Source organism: Dyadobacter sp. (assembly GCF_039919315.1).
GTDB lineage: Bacteria > Bacteroidota > Bacteroidia > Cytophagales > Spirosomataceae > Dyadobacter.
Window position 1 is genome coordinate 1 of the sequence record NZ_JBDSFX010000105.1, and the last position, 17,952, is coordinate 17,952.

16 protein-coding genes are annotated in these 17,952 nt (G+C 42.7%); 8 read left to right on the forward strand and 8 right to left on the reverse strand.

The features are described 5' to 3' along the window. The 7 genes from ABIO93_RS31575 to ABIO93_RS31605 form a co-directional block, all read right to left on the reverse strand. Positions 1-259: GDP-mannose 4,6-dehydratase (locus ABIO93_RS31575; RefSeq protein WP_348074034.1), on the reverse strand; the 259-nt coding region annotated here is incomplete at its 3' end. A 61-nt stretch (positions 260-320) separates the two neighbouring features. Beyond that, complete coding sequence (locus ABIO93_RS31580; protein ID WP_348074035.1) at positions 321-1,262, reverse strand: GDP-L-fucose synthase; 942 nt, start codon at positions 1,260-1,262, stop codon at positions 321-323. Between the two features lie 61 nt (positions 1,263-1,323). Further along, positions 1,324-2,328 carry a mannose-1-phosphate guanylyltransferase gene (locus ABIO93_RS31585; protein WP_348074036.1) on the reverse strand — a complete coding sequence of 335 codons (1,005 nt, stop codon included), beginning with the start codon at positions 2,326-2,328 and terminating at the stop codon, positions 1,324-1,326. 508 nt (positions 2,329-2,836) lie between these two features. Continuing rightward, the gene (locus tag ABIO93_RS31590; RefSeq protein WP_348074037.1) at positions 2,837-5,227 is read right to left on the reverse strand and encodes a polysaccharide biosynthesis tyrosine autokinase; all 2,391 of its coding nucleotides are present in this window, start codon (positions 5,225-5,227) and stop codon (positions 2,837-2,839) included. Positions 5,228-5,264: 37 nt separating this feature from the next. Then, entirely contained in the window at positions 5,265-6,089 is an 825-nt protein-coding gene (locus tag ABIO93_RS31595; RefSeq protein WP_348074038.1) for a polysaccharide biosynthesis/export family protein, read from the reverse strand. Positions 6,090-6,313: 224 nt separating this feature from the next. Continuing rightward, on the reverse strand, positions 6,314-7,051 hold the full coding sequence (locus ABIO93_RS31600) for a CpsB/CapC family capsule biosynthesis tyrosine phosphatase (protein ID WP_348074039.1): 738 nt from the start codon (positions 7,049-7,051) through the stop codon (positions 6,314-6,316). 408 nt (positions 7,052-7,459) lie between these two features. After that, the gene (locus tag ABIO93_RS31605; protein WP_348074040.1) at positions 7,460-9,229 is read right to left on the reverse strand and encodes an ABC transporter ATP-binding protein; all 1,770 of its coding nucleotides are present in this window, start codon (positions 9,227-9,229) and stop codon (positions 7,460-7,462) included. Between the two features lie 187 nt (positions 9,230-9,416). On the opposite strand from ABIO93_RS31605, the gene ABIO93_RS31610 reads away from it, so the two are divergent. Together ABIO93_RS31610 and ABIO93_RS31615 are read left to right on the forward strand one after the other, a co-directional pair. Continuing rightward, on the forward strand, positions 9,417-10,058 hold the full coding sequence (locus ABIO93_RS31610; RefSeq protein WP_348074041.1) for a DUF1080 domain-containing protein: 642 nt from the start codon (positions 9,417-9,419) through the stop codon (positions 10,056-10,058). Between the two features lie 34 nt (positions 10,059-10,092). Then, on the forward strand, positions 10,093-10,563 hold the full coding sequence (locus ABIO93_RS31615; RefSeq protein ID WP_348074042.1) for a YdeI/OmpD-associated family protein: 471 nt from the start codon (positions 10,093-10,095) through the stop codon (positions 10,561-10,563). On the opposite strand, the gene ABIO93_RS31620 is transcribed toward ABIO93_RS31615, so the two are convergent. Then, positions 10,560-11,501 carry an AraC family transcriptional regulator gene (locus tag ABIO93_RS31620; RefSeq protein WP_348074043.1) on the reverse strand — a complete coding sequence of 314 codons (942 nt, stop codon included), beginning with the start codon at positions 11,499-11,501 and terminating at the stop codon, positions 10,560-10,562. The genes ABIO93_RS31615 and ABIO93_RS31620 overlap by 4 nt on opposite strands. Before the next feature lie 189 nt (positions 11,502-11,690). Here ABIO93_RS31620 and ABIO93_RS31625 point away from each other — a divergent pair, with 189 nt between their 5' ends. From ABIO93_RS31625 to ABIO93_RS31650, 6 genes are all read left to right on the forward strand, one after another. Continuing rightward, a complete protein-coding gene (locus ABIO93_RS31625) occupies positions 11,691-13,244 on the forward strand; it encodes an aldehyde dehydrogenase family protein (RefSeq protein ID WP_348074044.1) in 1,554 nt (517 codons plus the stop codon). A 4-nt stretch (positions 13,245-13,248) separates the two neighbouring features. Next, positions 13,249-13,611, forward strand: coding sequence for a DUF779 domain-containing protein (locus ABIO93_RS31630; RefSeq protein ID WP_348074045.1), 363 nt, complete (start codon positions 13,249-13,251; stop codon positions 13,609-13,611). A 193-nt stretch (positions 13,612-13,804) separates the two neighbouring features. Further along, positions 13,805-15,079, forward strand: coding sequence for a DEAD/DEAH box helicase (locus ABIO93_RS31635; RefSeq protein WP_348074046.1), 1,275 nt, complete (start codon positions 13,805-13,807; stop codon positions 15,077-15,079). Between the two features lie 166 nt (positions 15,080-15,245). Beyond that, positions 15,246-15,968 carry a DUF1361 domain-containing protein gene (locus ABIO93_RS31640; protein ID WP_348074047.1) on the forward strand — a complete coding sequence of 241 codons (723 nt, stop codon included), beginning with the start codon at positions 15,246-15,248 and terminating at the stop codon, positions 15,966-15,968. A gap of 18 nt (positions 15,969-15,986) precedes the next feature. Then, positions 15,987-16,718, forward strand: coding sequence for a class I SAM-dependent methyltransferase (locus tag ABIO93_RS31645; RefSeq protein WP_348074048.1), 732 nt, complete (start codon positions 15,987-15,989; stop codon positions 16,716-16,718). Then, complete coding sequence (locus tag ABIO93_RS31650; protein WP_348074049.1) at positions 16,719-17,420, forward strand: pseudouridine synthase; 702 nt, start codon at positions 16,719-16,721, stop codon at positions 17,418-17,420. Positions 17,421-17,952 lie beyond the last annotated feature (532 nt).

A 17,952-nucleotide genomic window follows, 5' to 3' on the forward strand; every position in this document is an offset into this window, starting at 1 on the left:
CCAGGTTGTAGATTTCGTCAGGTTGAACATCCTGAATCAGGCGTGTCAAATTCATTGAATCCGTCAAATCGCCATAGTGCAGAACGAATCTGGGATTGGTAACGTGAGGATCCTCATAAAGGTGGTCAATACGATCAGTATTGAATAAAGAGCTACGACGCTTTACCCCATGAACAGTATATCCTTTTTCCAATAGAAGTTCAGTCAGATAAGCTCCGTCCTGTCCTGTCACCCCTGTGACTAATGCAACTTTTGACATATTTTGTTGAGTTTGATTGGTTAAAGAGCCAACAGGCCAAAGCTGTTAGCCCATAGAAAATTTATACAGCGTAGATTTCCTGATTTTTCAAGAAGTCTTCATAAGCGAGAGCAACACCCTCAGGAAGCTCAACAGTATGTTTCCAGCCTTGAGCGTGTAGTTTCGATACATCCATCAGTTTTCGGGGAGTGCCATCGGGCTTAGATGTGTCCCATTTAATTTCCCCTTGATAGCCGGTTATTTGCGCGACAAGTTCAGTCAATTCTTTGATGGAAAGGTCCTCACCTGTACCGATGTTCACTAGTTCGCGACCATCGTAGTTTTCCATTAGATAAAGACAGGCTTCGGCCAGATCGTCAGCAAATAGAAATTCTCGTTTTGGAGAACCCGTTCCCCAAGCTTCCACGAACGGCTTATTTTCCTGCTTTGCCTCATGGAATTTACGGATAAGCGCTGGAAGAACGTGCGAATTATGCAAATTGTAGTTATCGCCGTAACCATACAGGTTAGTCGGCATTGCGCTAATGAAATTGCAACCGTACTGGTCACGATAGGATTCACACAATTTTATCCCTGCAATTTTAGCTATTGCGTAGGGTTCGTTGGTTTCTTCCAATAAACCTGTCAATAGATAATCTTCTCTTAGTGGCTGTGGAGCGAGTTTTGGATAAATACATGATGAGCCCAGGAACATCAGTTTTTTTACACCATTGACGTGAGACTGATGGATGATGTTGGACTCAATCATCAAATTTTCATATATAAAATCGGCCCTGTATGTATTGTTAGCTACAATTCCTCCCACTTTGGCGGCGGCGAGAAATACGTAAGCAGGCTTTTCTTCGTCAAAGAAATCTATTACGGCTTGCTGATTCCTTAGGTCTAATTCAGATGAAGTTCTGGTTACAATGTTTTCAAAACCTTGTTGTTTTAAAGCCCTGAAGATTGCTGATCCTACCATTCCACGGTGTCCAGCAATATATATTTTAGCGTTTTTTTCCATGTCTATTTGCCTCTGATGTTTTGGATCGGTTGAAAAACTGAATGGGATGAATGAAGTTGTGTTATTGAACAAGTTCCGGTTTCTCCCTTTCTAACTTTTCATAGATTTTTTTAACGTCCTGTGAACTATTCTTCGCTAAGACTAAAATAGCGTCGCTAGTTTCTACCAGTACAATATTATCGACACCAAGGAACTCAACGTGCTTGGTGGAGCCAACAACACAGTTGTTTTGAATGAACCTGTGCTTTTCACCCTGTCCCTCCCAGTGCTCCCAAATAGATTCGAAAGAACCCAGATCCGACCAGCCAAAGTTAGCTTTGACCACCTTTATCTTGTCCGATCTTTCCATTACCGCATAGTCAATGCTTTTGGATGGAATGAGCATAGTCTCAAATTCCGGTAGAAATCCATCCGCCCTTAGGTCAAATGCATCAGTAGATGTAGATAAGATTTCAGGTTCAAATTTTGCCAATTCGCTGAGGTAGGTGCCTGCCTGAAAACAAAACATACCGCTATTCCATAAGAAATTTCCTGCTTCCAAAAATACCTTGGCTGTGCTTAGATCTGGTTTTTCTCTGAAAGAGATTACGCTGTTGGCCTCAAATTCAATGTAGCCATAGCCTGTTTCTGGTTTAGTGGGTGTTATTCCAAATGTTACCAGTGATCCACTCCGGGCCAGCGAAACGGCCTCTTGGATAGCTAAGGCGTATGCCTCCGCATCAGTAATAATGTGATCGGACGGAGTAACAAGCAAAATGTCATCTGGATTTGCTGACAATGCAGCAAAAACGATGGCAGCTGCTGTATTTCTAGGGGCTGCTTCAATAACTTCATCAAAGGATTCAATGCTCGCTCTTAACATGTCGGCTTGCGACAACAAAAAGTTGTCTTTATTACCAACGACGAGTGCTCTGCCTACGAGATGTTTGTTTCGTTCGGCCGTCAATTGAAATAGGGATTTGTCACCAAACATGGGAATATACTGTTTGGGCATTGATTTTCTGGAAACGGGCCATAAGCGGCTTCCAACACCTCCGGACAAGATGACATGGATCAGACTTGACATTTTTTTAATTAACGTTGAGATTAATAAACCAGTTTTCTAAATAAGCTTCCTGAGAATACAGTTATAGATCGAACTTGCCATTTCTATTTATTGCAAGACATTTAAATAGTTGGTTGCCAGGAAAATCATTATTAAGCAATGCAATTTGAAAGGGTTGCTTAATAATGACTACAAAAATAAGTGACGATTAGACTTCAACACTCGCAAAAGGACACCTAAACCGTTAATGATATCAGTTTGTGGTTTCCAGATAAGGTCACGAGTAGTTGCTTAGGAAAAGCGGATAAGTAGCCTTTGGATAGTTTCTCTTTTTTCATATCACGTTGAGTTGTTAAACTAGCTCACTAGTATAAATTGGAATTACTAAAAATAATTCAATTTGTCAGTAATTCCAATTTTTAGCACAGAATGAATTTTGGGCCAAAAATCGACATTTATCGTGATTATTGAAAAAATGTCATTATTGCGAAATAAGAATAATCATAACTGGATGATACGTTCTCAAATGTTAGCCTAATCCGACTAATTTTTTAAGCTTTGATCCAACATTTTTCGCTTTACTTTCGGACTCTTCGGAATAGTATCCATAACCATATCCGCCGTATCCGTAGCCATAGCCATAGCCAGCGCCATAATTTACTCCATTGAAAATTACAGATAAGTTAGAAAATCTTCTTGCTCTCTGTAAGTCACCGATACGTTTAAGGTGATCTATAATTGTATAATTAAATCGTACAATGTATAGGGTAGCATCCACATGTTCTGCTATTAAAGCAGAGTCGGTAACAAGCCCGTATGGTGGAGAGTCGATTAAGATGTAGTCATATTGCTCACGCATTTCGGCCAAAAGCAACGGGAGTTTTCCATTACTTAAAAGCTCGGATGGGTTAGGAGGGATAGGCCCGCTGGTAAGAACATCAAATTTCGGGTGAACGCCGGTAGACTGAACGAAATCCTCGTAATGCCCCTGACCAATCAGACAGTTAGAAGCACCAACCCTGTTGGGGACTCCAAGGCGTTCGTGCAATGTTGGTTTACGCAAATCAAGGCCTATTAAAAGCACTCGTTTATCTGAATAAGCTAAACTTGCTGCCAGGTTGATACTGATAAAACTTTTTCCTTCACCACCAATTGAGGAGGTAAACATAATAACCCGACAGCTACCGTCTCCAAGATACTGAAGGTTGGTTCTTAACGCTCGGAACTGTTCAGCAACAGCGCTTCGGCTCGTCATTTTTATGATAGACTCTTCACCTGGGACACCGTTTATAGTGTTTTTCATTTGTCCGATCTCTCCAAGGATAGAAGCATGGGTGACCTTTTCAATTTCCTCTCTTCTTTGCACAGTATTTTTGAGCATGAACAAGAGATTGATGATCAATAAAGGTATAACCAATCCAGCAACTCCAGAGCCCAACCAGATTAAAGACCTCTTTGGTTTAATGGGATGGAAAGTTGAAATCGGAGCGTCAATAAGCCTGCTATCAGTAACAGTGGACGCGTATGCCAGTGCCGTTTCTTCTCGTTTTTGAAGCAAATAAAGATATAGTTCTTCTTTAATGGATTGCTGGCGCTTAATTCCGACAAACTCCCTTTCTTTTTTCGGAATGCTACGAAGTCCTGCAGAAAATCTGGTGTTAATTCCCTCAAGGTTTCGTTTGGTAACAGCCATTCCGCGCTTTAAATTTTGAACATTTTCCCGAATTGACTGGCGAGTACCTGACAACTGGGTATTGATGGTCTGAAGCAATGGATTGTTTGGTGAAGTCGTTCTTGCATAGCGTTCTCTCTGAAGTTCGAGCTCATTAAATTTGGTCAAAAGAGAAACCAAAACGGGATCATCGATCATGTAGGTTGCGGGAGCTACGGCTCCTTCGCCGGCATTCTGAATATAGTTGTCGACACTTTCAAGAATGCTTATTTTGGTATTCACCTCATTAAGTTTAGAATCATTTTCCTTAATGTTTTCCAGGAAAAGCTGCGACTCTGCACTAATATCTGTGATACCCTGATTAGTCTTATAGGACTCGACATCTTTTTCAACATCGCCCAATTCTCCTGTGATAAGGCCGAGACGGTTCTCAATAAATTTCAGGGTGTTACTCGCCTCGCTATTTTTGTCACTCAAAGACGACTGTACATATACGTCCAGGAGCTTGTTAAGGACATCTTTTGAACGCTGAACGTCAGAATCTTCAAAAATCAATTCTAGTACCGTGCTCTTTATATTTGGTTGTTCTACTGATAGTCGATTTAACATTCCTTCGGCAAGGTTTTTGACTTCGGTAAAATGAACTTCAACGTCTTCGAATTCCGAGTCAGTGCCCTTTGTAACCACAAATGCTCCCCAAGCGTTGTTAAACCGTTGATTGAAAGTGAAAAGCTTGTCTTCGTCGTTAAATCGAAAATGGGTACTGTCCTCCATATGAATAATCAAAGGCTCTTGATAGCCAAAAGGATTGATCACCTCAGCCTTGACAATGATTGGGCTGGTTTTATAAAGGTTCACAGTTCTTAAACCGCTCTTCGAAGTGTAAGAAACATCCAGATTCAATTCCTTGATCACTTGCTCCATCAAAGTCTGAGATCTTATTATCTCAAGCTCATTTTCTACTAACTTGTTACCACCAAACTGGCTACTTAATTCTGATAAAATATCACCTTGTGCACCACTCAATCCCTTATTTTCATCCTTAATAAGTATACTTGTTCTTGTACTATAGATAGGTTGGGTGATCTGTAGATAAAAGAAAGCCACCGTTAGAGCAAGAAACAAGAATATAGGAAACAAATACCAATACCTGAAATACCGTCTGATATATTCATTCAAGTTGAAATCTTGATCTTCTTCTTCTTCGAGAAAATCTCTTGTAAGGCCATTTGAATTGTTATCTTTCATAAGTTGAGTCTGATAAGCTTCTAAATTAACTGCTTGTTTACTTGGTTAGATTCAAGATAAGAATACCAAGTGTACTTAATCCCCCAACGATTGTCACGAGAAGCGGTACAGTCCTTATCCTGCTGTCCGTATCCAGCATTCTCGCCTTTACCGGTTCAACATAGATCACATCATTTTTATGGAGGTAATAATACGGAGAGTTAAAAACATCTCTTGAAGTAAGGTCAATGCGTGCATATTCTCTTTTCCCGTTTTCTTCGCGAATGATCATCACATTAGCACGGTTCCCATATATTGTAAGGTCTCCCGCGAGACTGAGCACTTCGGGAAGCGTTATTTTCTCGTCAGGAATTACATAGACAGCAGGGAGCTTAACCTCTCCTAATACTGATATTTTAAAGTTTAAGTTGCGGACAATTACCGAGGGTTCTTTAAGAAAGTTTTGAAGACGAATACGTATTGAATCGGCTGCATCAGAGGTTGTCAGTCCGGCTACTTTCATTTTGCCTACCAGGGGAATTTCTATATTTCCTTCAATGTCGACCAAGTATCCTAATGGCTGCACCCTTGCGCCTCCAACACTTGAGTAGTTAGTACTTGCGGTGGTGAAGAGGTTTGGCGTGTTAAAAACTTCATTTGCCTCGGTATTCAAACTTCCCACAATAATGGATAAAATGTCGCTTGGTTGAAGTTTGGGAATGTATTTCTGAGTTATTTCCTGAGATGAGTATCGTGTAGAATCTCCTTGGAAATATACAATCGTTTTGGGTGAAACGCAGGATGTTGTTCCTCCAATTATCGCCATGGATGCGATAATGAATAAAGAAACAAATTTTGTCAAATGCCTGGGATGCAATTTCATAAATAAGCGATGAGTAAAATTTACTTTATTTTAAATGATTGTAATTCAGTCGATTATGTTCCTCTTCTTCCTATTTGCTAATCGTAGTCCTTGGAAAATACTTCTGTTAGGAATTAAGTGTGAAAACAATCAGAACAAAGGTAATCAGGTAGATTCTTGGGAATGTACAAGTATACGAGTTGACGAAATCTATGACAAATATAGAATAAATTCAATTACTGTCATTAAATATTTATAAGTTTTTCGTTTTGGAATGGATATTTCGAAATCCAGTTATTCTTGTTACTCTTCTGAATCATGTCTAAATGCTGGATTTTGTGCGCATCAGTGCCTAAAAAAGTAATCAAATTGTTACGCAGAAGCCATTCAGCCATTTTCGTAATGTTTTCTCCGTAATATCCTGTTAATGACAAAATATTGACCTGCAATTCGCAGCCCTGGTCAGCAAGCTTCTTATATACCGACGGATCAGAATAGAAGTAGGTATATCGTTCAGGATGGGCTAAAACAGGTTGGTAACCATTTTTAATAATTGAAAACAGTGTTTCAGCGGTATTCATCAGAGGAGTGGAATACGGAAGTTCCACAAGTAGGCGATTGCCGGGAAGTGTCAGAAATTGCTGTCCGGTAACCAGCAGCTCGTTAAAGTGTTCGTCAATAAAGTATTCTGCCGCGGCATCTATTTTGATTGTAAGACCAGCCTCTGCTGCGCCCTGTCGAACATTTTGTAGTCCTGATAGAATAATTTCAGGTGTGTTCTTATAACAATCCCACATTATGTGAGGGGTAGTAACAATATGTGAAAAGCCTAGCGCCTGCATTTTTGAGGCCATCGCAACGGCTTCTTCCACTGTTTCAACGCCATCATCAATTCCCGGGATGAGGTGCGAATGAATGTCTATTCCTATCCGGTCTAAACTTACATCCTTATTTTTTTTAGTATCGAATAACCAGTTGAGCATACGAATTTCGGTCTGACGGGGTTAAAACGTGATAACAGTATTACAACCTTTCGACCGGAATTTTGAGTTTGTTAAAGTTGGACAAATTTAAGATAAAAAAAATAACTCTTGACAGAATATTATGTTGAAATTTTTGTCGGTTACATAAAAAGGTAAAATTGTATTATTCTTTTGCATCTTTCCACTGCCTATCCCTTGCGCCACATAGTGCCAGAATCCCTTCTTTTCCTTAGTCCAAGATAAAATTAATATCTAAATACTCTCATTTTGGTTACAATTGAACCTGCTATACAAATAGAAGCCGATTGATCTTTATGCCGCAGGTTGTCGAAAACGTTGTCTTGATTTGAATTATTCTATGAGACCAGCACTTTTAAGTGAACTTGTAGATACAAACCCAGCCAGTTTTCACTCCCCCGACAACGCCTCCTGATGCCTCCACAACTCCTGAAAAAATGCACTATTCCTGCGAAGATCTGAGAATGTACCTTCGTCTACAATGTAGCCGTCACGGAGTATATATATGTAGTCGAATTTGGTTAGTAAATGCAACCGGTGAAGCGTGGAGATAACCGCTTTTCCTGCAAATTCGGCAAACATGTTGTCGTAAATCAATGCCTCGGTTTTGGGATCTACACTGCTGGTGGGTTCGTCGAGAAGTACAATAGCACTACTTCGGGCCGCAAGGATTCCGCGGGCTAGTGCCAGCCTCTGCTTCTGGCCTCCTGATAGGTTCACGCCCTTTTCCTGAATATTAGATTCCAGACCATTTGGGAGTTTATGAATAACGTCTGCGAAATGCGCAGTTTCACAAACCTGGAAGATGTCGTGCTGCTCAAATGGCAAGCCAAGGGTGATGTTATAATAGATGGTATTTTCAAATATCTCGGGGTCCTGCGGAAATAATGTTACATGATCTGCCAGCAACTCAATGCCAGCGGTAGTGCCATCAATACTGACATTTGTGCCTTCCTCTGGCTGGTACAAGCCCCGCAGCAATGCCAGCAATGTGCTCTTTCCGCTGCCGCTTTCACCGATGAAAGCAATTCGCTGCCCGCGGCGAATCCGAATATCTAACCCATGAAGACTATGGGCGCCTTTTTCGCTATCATAGACCTCACCATGTGAGAAGTTCAGGTTGGAGATATGAATTTCTTGCCAAGCTTTGGGCAAATCCTCTGAGGCCTCCGGGCGGTGTTGCTGCTCGTATGTTTGACCAATGTGCCGGGCTGTTTGGACTTCGGTATTGTATCGGATGATCTCGGTATATTGCCAGGCAATGTCTTGAAATACACTGGTAAATTGATTCACATAGCTCAGAAGTGTCACAAGACCTCCGACCAGAAATAACTGACCGGGAATATAGTTCTGATAAACATAGCCAGCGGTGACCACAATGTAAATGACGGCGATGAACAGACTGGCGACAAACCATTTCCATTCATTAATCACAACAGATCTTTGAAAAGGTGGAAACACCTCGCCGACTTTGCCCATCAAACTAATCTTCATCCGTTTTTCCAGACGCAGTGTGATCACGGTAATAATATTGGAAAGGCTGTCGAACAAGGTGGAGGAAACAACGTGTTCCTTTTCATTAGTTTCGTCCAGCGCCTTGATGAAGGGCTTATCGAATTTGAATATAACCCAGATGTTGATCAGCCCGATCAGCACGCCAATCGCCCCGAATACAGGCGAGAACCATAATATTGCAATAAACGAAAAGACGAATTTGGCAAATGCGTGCAGGAACATGAATCCATTCTGAAAGAAATCACGAAGCGCCTCATACGCCTTGCGAATCCGGTTAATGGTCGCCCCGCTGTGGTGGTCCTGGTGCCATTTGATGGGAAGATGCAGCGCCTGATGGTACATTTCGTCCAGAAAATTCCTGCTCAGATCAAAGGCTAGTTTGCGCTCCATCACTCTGGCCGGGCCATGAAAAGCCCATTCAAGAAGCATTAATGCAAAATAACCACCGGCGTATAGCCACACATTATCCAATGCGGCATCGGGATCTTTTTGGAATGATTGGATAAACCAGCCGTACAACAATGGATTCATGGCCAGCACAATGTTGGCCATCACAAACATGCCGTAAATAAGCAGGTATCGTTTGCGTTGTTGACGCGCATAGCGCCAGGCCGTGGCTAAAAGGGATATGTAAGGATTATTCATGACGCAGCATTTCGGACTGCAAAGATACCCTAATATGTAATCCCGGCTAGTTTAGACGGCAACAGAATGATCGGATCAAGTACATAATAGTTTGTTAATAAGCAGTAGTTTTTGCGGTATTGAGGATTTACTTTCTGAAAATCGCAATAAATGATCATCATTTTTCACTAACAAGACCGAACATCATATGAAAAAAGGAATTGGGTTACTAAGTATTATTTTTTTGTTAAGCCTGATGACATTGACCCCGGCGAGCGCTCAGGACGGCTGGATATCCATTTATAACGGTAAGAACTTTGACGGCTGGAAGATCGGCGCCAATGCAACGTCCTTTACCATTGTGGATGGCAATATTCAGGTTGCGGGCCCGCGCGCGCATTTGTTTTATGACGGGCCTGTTAAAAACCATATGTTCAAAAACTTTGAATTTCAAGCGACCGTTATGACCAAACCAGGTGCTAATTCAGGGATCTTTATCCATACTACCTATCAGGAAGATGGCTGGCCTTCACAGGGTTACGAAGTGCAGGTTAACCAGTCGCATACTGATTATAAGAGAACCGGTAGCCTGTATAATGTTGTCGATGTAAAGGAAACTTATGTCAAAGACAATGAGTGGTATACAGAATATATCAAAGTGGAAGGAAAACACATTACCATTAAAATCAATGATAAAGTAGTGGTGGACTATGAGGAGAAAGATGTGGACAAAAGAGAAGGGGATATGAAAAACAAGTTCCTGAAATCCGGCACATTTGCTCTGCAAGCGCATGATCCGAAGAGCGTCGTTTTGTATAAAGACATTAAAGTAAGGCCGTTAACTGAGTAATGCCGTAACTCGCGATGCATTTCCATTTTTGGTTATGGAAAACAATATTCATTTCGAATCTGTACTCGACCGCCTTCCTGCAAAGGGAGGCGTGTTTTATATCATGGTACCCGACTCAATCGCCCGGCAATTTGTGGAAGGAAGACGCCCTGCAAGAGTGCGTTGCATACTGAATGATATGGTAGAGTTTCAATGCGCGATCCGGCCGAAAGGTGATGGTGGCTTTTACATCAATGTCGGTACACCACTCAGGCAACAGGGGAAGTTTGTTTTAGGTCAAAAACTTTCAGTCCGGATCTGGAAGGATGACAGTGAATTTGGAAGAGACATGCCCGAAGAATTACAGGAACTGCTAGCAATGGATGAAGAGGGCAATCAGTTATTCGATCAGCTTTTACCCAGTCACAAGCGTGGGATTATCCATTATGTTGCCGGAGCCAAATCTGTGCAGGTTCGCATAGATCGCGCAATCATGCTTATTAACAGGTTGAAAGTGAAGAGTTAGATGCTGGTGCCGGCTTCATTTCCCTGTGACATGGAGCGATATTGGGTAGGGGAGATTCCTTCCGATTTTCTGAACTGCCTGCCAAAGTAATTCAGATCTGAAAAGCCTAGCTGATAGCATATATCGGAAATGCTGGCCTTAGTCGCTGACAATAAATTTTTTGCTTTTTTGATCTTCTCATTTAAAATAAAATCCAGCGGGCTGATGCTGAATTCCCTTTTGAAGGCCCGGTAAAATGATGTCCTGCTCATGCATGCCTTTTCGCTGAGCTCTTCCACATGGATCTTCTCACTGATATTAGCACGGATATAGTTGACCACAAACGCCAGCGGACTATCTTCATTGGAGTATGCGCCCTCTTCCACAGCCGCCAGGTTTTGGGTCTGAATAATATGAACAATCAGTTCTTGTAATGTCAGATCGGCCAAAATATCCTTCCCCAGTGCAGATCCCGAGCAAATACGGATGAGCTTATTGAGTGTCTGGGCCAGTTCCAGGTTATTGAGAAAATGGTACTGGTTATGATGCAGGTTCCAAAACTGATGTTTACCTTCTCGTGGATAGGTCTCGTTGAGGCGGTCTACGATATGCTGAATTTTATTTTGGTCCAATGCCAGCGCAATGCATTGCGTTGGATTGTCCAGGTTCGCATCTGGAAAATCAATTTTCATCGTCACATTGGCCGGTACCAACACAGTTTCGCCAGGTAGATAGTCAAAGCCTGGCTTGTCGAATAAATGCATCACCTTTTTGCCCCGGAGCATACTGGTAATCACGAAATCCGAAAAAGTAAGCGGTACCAGCAGGGAAGGCTGCAATGTTTCAAACAAATTCAGCTCACAATTGTCCAACGTGAAAGCCCGGCGGTTTTCGACCAGCGTTTTAAGGGACTTTTCACCTGAAACTGCCACCTGATTTAATCTATAACCTGCTGCCATAGCTTTGAAATGTCTGGTAAAGCCCAAGTTAAACGTTTCGGTTCGCAACTTAACGCCTTATAAATAAATATAAATCTTTTTTGATAAAATGAGATATTTATCCTACAATCTGGAACAATCGTACCATTGATTAACGTGCTATCAAGTTAGGTTTGTATTCATTATTCATTTAAAATTAACCTTTAAAGTATGGATACGACCACCGAAAACCCAACAATCGAAAGCAAACCTAAGGTCAACGAAACGCTGGCAAAAAGGCCTGAATTTAAGGAGAGGTACGGTAATTTTATTGGCGGCAAGTTTGTAGAGCCGGTTAAAGGTGAGTATTTTGAAAACGTCTCACCCATTGATGGCCAGGTTTTCACCAGCGCTGCAAGGTCCACCAAAGAAGATATTGAAAACGCGCTCGACGCAGCGCACAACGCATTCCCAGCATGGAGCAAGTCCGCCGCTACGTACAGAAGCAACCTACTTTTAAAAATCGCTCAGGTCATTGAGGATAATCTGGAATATCTGGCCATTGTGGAAACCATTGACAATGGTAAGGCTATCCGTGAAACCCGCGCGGCGGATCTTCCGCTTTGTGTGGACCATTTCCGGTATTTCGCGGGGGTGATCCGCGCAGAAGAGGGGAGTGTGTCCGAGCATGACGAAAATACGGTTTGTATCAATTTGCATGAGCCGCTGGGCGTGGTAGCGCAGATCATCCCGTGGAATTTCCCGCTGCTGATGGCTACCTGGAAAATTGCCCCGGCACTGGCTGCTGGTTGCTGCGTGGTGGTCAAACCTGCTGAGCAGACGCCAACTTCTATTATGGTGCTAATGGAGCTGATTGGTGGTATTTTGCCTGCTGGTGTTTTGAACATTGTGACCGGTTTTGGAGTGGAGGCAGGTAAGCCGCTTGCCTCCTCGCCGCGAGTGGCCAAAGTAGCATTCACCGGAGAGACCACTACGGGCCGTCTGATTATGCAGTACGCTTCCGATAACCTTATTCCTGTCACCATGGAACTAGGCGGTAAGTCTCCCAATATTTTCTTCCCGTCAATCGCCGATGAAGATGATGCATTCTTTGACAAGGCGATCGAGGGCGCCGTACTGTTTGCATTAAACCAGGGAGAGGTTTGTACTTGTCCGTCACGGATTTTAGTGCATGAAAGCATTTATGACAAATTTATCAGCCGGGTCATCGAGCGTACCAATGCAATCAAAATGGGCCATCCGCTCGATAGTACGACCATGATGGGCGCTCAGGCTTCCAATGACCAGTATGAAAAAATCCTTTCATACCTGAAAATTGGTAAGGAAGAAGGGGCAGAGGTGCTGGCCGGCGGGGACGCGCAGAAGTTTGAGAATGGGATTTCAGGTGGGTACTATATTAAACCCACCATTTTCAAAGGGCATAATAAAATGAGGGTGTTTCAGGAAGAGATCTTCGGGCCGGTAGTGTGTGTGACTACTTTCAAAACGACGGAGGAAGCCATCGCTATTGCCAATGATACCTTGTACGGGCTGGGCGCGGGCGTGTGGACGCGTGATGCGCATGAGATTTACCAGGTGCCGCGCGCCATTCAGGCGGGTAGGGTTTGGGTTAACAACTATCACGCCTACCCGGCACATGCGCCATTTGGAGGTTATAAAAAATCTGGTTTCGGACGTGAAAACCATAAAATGATGCTAGGCCATTATCGCCAGACCAAAAACATGCTGATTTCTTACGACAAGAATAAGCTGGGCTTCTTTTGATCTTATGACAAGCAGGGTATTGATCACGGCGGAAGCTGAGAAAATAGTAGAGAAACTACGACAGGAAAATGGAGAGTTGATGTTTCATCAAAGTGGCGGTTGTTGTGACGGCTCGCAGCCCATGTGTTTTCCAAAAGGAGAGTTCCGTACATCGGATAGTGATGTGTTGTTGGGGGAAATCGCGGGCTGCGGGTTTTACATGAGCCGGGATCAATTTGAATACTGGAAACACACTCAATTGACGATCGACATAACACCTGGGCGCGGGTCTAGTTTTTCGCTGGAAATTCCATTGGGGATTCGTTTTATAACCAAATCCAGACTTTACACTGCCGAGGAGGCCGGAGCGCTTTCACCCGTAGACTGACACATTAAATTTTCGGGGTGGCGAGCATGTAGGGCAGAATCTTGCCCGCATGTTTTCCACCCCGCTTTTCATTTTGGACGATTTTTGTTATATTTGTTCAAATCAAGCGGTTTGCTGACTGGGAAAATTTAAGTCAGCTCATTTTTTAACACGTCTGTTAATCAGCGGATTGACGGGCTTTATAGGCTGAATTTTGAATTTTAATGAATTTGAACTCCACGAAGACGTACTTAGCGCCGTGGACTCTATGAACTACCAGCAGGCGACTCCTATCCAGGAGCAAGCCATTCCCTACATTCTAAGTGGCAAAGATCTTTTAGCCTGTGCCCAAACCGGTACTGGTAAAACCGCCGCTTACCTGATCCCCATTCTTGATAAGGTTGCTCACGAGACCAATGTCCATACGGGTGCATTGATCCTGGTACCTACCCGTGAACTGGCGGTGCAAATCGATCAGCAAATCCAGGGGCTAGGCTATTTTGTGGGAGCTACCAGTATCGCAGTTTATGGCGGAAACAAGGGGCCGGAATGGGACCAGCAGAAAAAAGCCTTGACGCAGGGTGCAGATATTATAATTGCCACACCTGGCCGTTTAATCGCGCATTTACAGCTTGGCTATGTCAATTTCCGGGACCTGAAACATTTGGTTCTCGATGAAGCCGACAGAATGCTGGATATGGGCTTTTTGGCGGATATTCTCAAAATAATGAGTTTTCTACCCACTCAGAGGCAGACATTGATGTTTTCGGCTACGATGCCATCCAAAATAGGAGAGCTCGCCAAACGAATTCTTCAAAATCCCGAAGAAATCAGACTGGCTGTTTCCAGACCTGTTGATCGTATCGATCAGCAGTTTTATATGGCCAAAGACGAGCAGAAATTGCCTTTGCTGCTGCATTTACTCAGCCAGGAGCAAAGCACCAGTATGGTATTGTTTACTTCCCGCAAGTCGACGGTTGAACCCATTGTGCGCTCATTGCGCAAATTGGGAATGGTCGCGCATGGAATCTCTTCGGATTCCGAGCAGGCAGATCGTGAAATTGTGTTACGAGACTTTAAGAACAGAAAATTTCCCGTACTGGTAGCGACAGATGTATTGTCCCGTGGTATAGATATAGACAATTTGAGCCATGTGGTCAACTACGATGTTCCGCGCGACCCGGAGGACTATGTCCATCGCATCGGTCGTACAGCGAGGGCAGAGTCAAAAGGCACCGCCATTACTTTTATTAATGAACAGGATCAAAAATACGTTCTTAAGATTGAGCGGCTTTTTGAAAAGGAAGTAGAAAAGAGGTCCATTACCCAGGAACTTGGACTTGGCGATGCACCGTTGTTTGAACCCAAGCGTTTCCGTGCCACCACGGGACCAAGAAAAGGCCCGGGAGCCCGCCCTGCTGGCAAACCCGCAGGCAAACAGAATAGACGTAAACCTAGAAAAGAACAAAAGAATCCTACTCAGGCCTAGCCTGAATTCAGAGTTTGTCGGACGTAAGCAGCGAAAGGAATGTTGGATATTATGATTATATCAATGTTTAATTTGATGAAATCAATGATATGCGCATAGTGTGCCATTTTTCCTTTTCATTTGCCTTGCATTTAAATCGTCATGAATGAACTTAAATTGAGTACTATTGGACCGTTTGATAGATTGGATAAGGAATTATAAGTTCAGCGTTTCTGATCCTCCCATTATTACAATGGAGGGTTTGTTCTCGCTCTTGTTGCTGTTGCTGCTGAGCATTGCCGCTTTAACATTTCACCTGATCCGCATTCTTTTTAATTCCCCTGTTGATTTTTCACTGGACTGGAATTTATTCCTGAGCTGGATACCGCTGATAATCGCTTTTTCGGCTGATAGTTTATCCAAGCGTTTTGAAAGCAATGTTTTTTTGTTGACCATACTCAGTCTGGCCTGGATCGCGTTTCTGCCCAATGCGCCCTACATGATCACCGATCTGGCGCATTTGACGGTCGATTATCAGCGTGATCTGACCTGGCATGACATCATTATGCTTTTCTCTTATGCCGAAGTGAGTCTTTTCAACGGATTGGTATCCCTCTATTGGATCCACCGTTCATGGAGACGTGTTTTCGAAAAACGAACTGCTAATATCTTGTTGGTCATCAGTCTTCCCCTCGCGGGCTTTGGCGTATATTTGGGTAGGGTCAGACGGATGAATAGCTGGGATGTTATTCACGAGCCAAGGGCAATCCTCAACAACCTTCTTGAAAGTATCCTCGACCGCACCGCATGGGTGTTCAGCATGGAGATCGGAATGCTGCTCGGGATTTTGTACCTGGTACTGTGGGCGATCATCAGGTTCCGTATCAGGCATAGTAAAAAGACTAACTAAGCGCTATCATTTTGTTGTATGCAAATATCTGATAATGTAAAAGATTCATACTCCTCGCAGTACGATGAAAGTTCCGTTAACTGGCGTAATACCGGAGCGAAGTTCAAAGCGCTCAATATCGTAGAGTTAGCCAAAAATATTACATTCAAAAATGTACTGGAAGTAGGCGCAGGAGAGGGAAGTATACTCAGCTGGCTTTCGCAATGGGGTTTTTGCCAGGACATGAACTGCGTTGAGATTTCTGAAAGCGGCATTGAGTTGATCAAAGCAAAAAAGATCAGTGGTCTCAACGACATTCTATTATTTGACGGATACAAGATCCCATATCCCGACAATCATTTTGATCTGGTAATCTGCTCCCACGTAATGGAGCATGTAGAGCATGAAAGATTGCTTTTAAGAGAGATTAAAAGAGTTTCCAAAAATCAGATCTTCGAGGTACCCATTGACTTCTCGTTTTATGTGGACCAAAAGTTGAAGCATTTTCTGTCTTATGGTCATATCAATATTTATACACCTTCCTTATTTCGGTTTTTGCTCAAATCAGAAAATTTCGAGGTCAGAAAAGACATTTGTCATTTGTATGATGACGAAGTGATCAAGCCGCTATTTAAGAATAATCCTACCGGATTGTATGTTACTAAATTTAAGTACGCAGTCCTTCGACTTTTTCCCTATTTGCTTGGAATAAAACCAAGCTCCTACGCGGTACTGACTTCCAAAACGGAAAAGGACTTATCAATTTTTTAGGTGCTTTCAAATCCATTCTCTCCACTCTCCATCATTTACCAAGACAACGATCTGGTAGCAATTAATAAGCCGCACGGGCTACTGGTACACAGGTCGTCCATTGCTGCGGATACAGATATTTTTGCGGTTCAATTGCTTCGTGATCAGTTAGGACAAAAAGTCAACCCCGTTCACCGTCTTGACCGCAAGACTGCTGGTGTGCTCTTATTTGCATTAAATGATGAAGTAAATAGCTTGATGCAGCAGCAGTTTCAAAGTGGTCAGGTAAAAAAGATCTACCACGCCATTGTCAGAGGTTTTACGCCAGATAGCGGAGAGATAGACTATGCTTTAAAGCGAGAGGACGGAGCGGTACAGGATGCATTTACCTCCTACAAAACCCTGCAAAGAACCGAGGTGCCATTCTCAATCGGAAAACATTCCACTTCACGCTATTCTTTGGTTGAACTCACGCCAACGACTGGCCGCATGCATCAGCTACGCAAGCATATGGCCCACATCTTCCATCCCATCCTCGGCGACCGGCCTCACGGTTGCAACAAGCAGAATAAGTACTTCAAGGAAAACCTGAATATGACCAGTATGATGCTGCATGCGGTGAGTGTAGAATTTGTTCACCCTACTTCCGGGTGCAATTTGTCTATAAGCGCTCCATATCACTCAGATTTTCAGCAGCTTCTCCAAATTGTGGGGTTTGAGTAATCCTGCTCATTAAATTCCGTACAAATACTTTTATTTTTTTATCAACCTATTTCGATAATTTATCGAAATACAAATTTATATTGTAGCTGTAAATTTCAATAAAATAAAAACTATTAAAATTATTTTGTAGAATTACTTTGTAGATGTGCTCGAAATCTATTAATTTCGAAATAGTTAAGAAATGATAGATACTACAACTGAATGAAGTGATATGTAAAGACTATCAGATTTATAGGGGTAATAAGAGAACAAGTTGCCCTAAAAGTCAATACCAAACAATGAGCTCTCTTCTAATCCAAACCAGTTACACCTCATGTGAAATCTTCACTATTCCTAAAAATTTAAAAATAGGATTCTCGGGTATTTCGGCCCGCCACGCTGTACCTACATTTTGAATTCCAGAATCAAATGATAACCGTCAAAATTTACAAACAATTTAGCCACTTTATATGGCCTATTTAGACACTTACACAGCACCGTTAACCGCCTCAACTGCCTCACATCTATTAAGAAGAGCTACGTTCGGACCTAC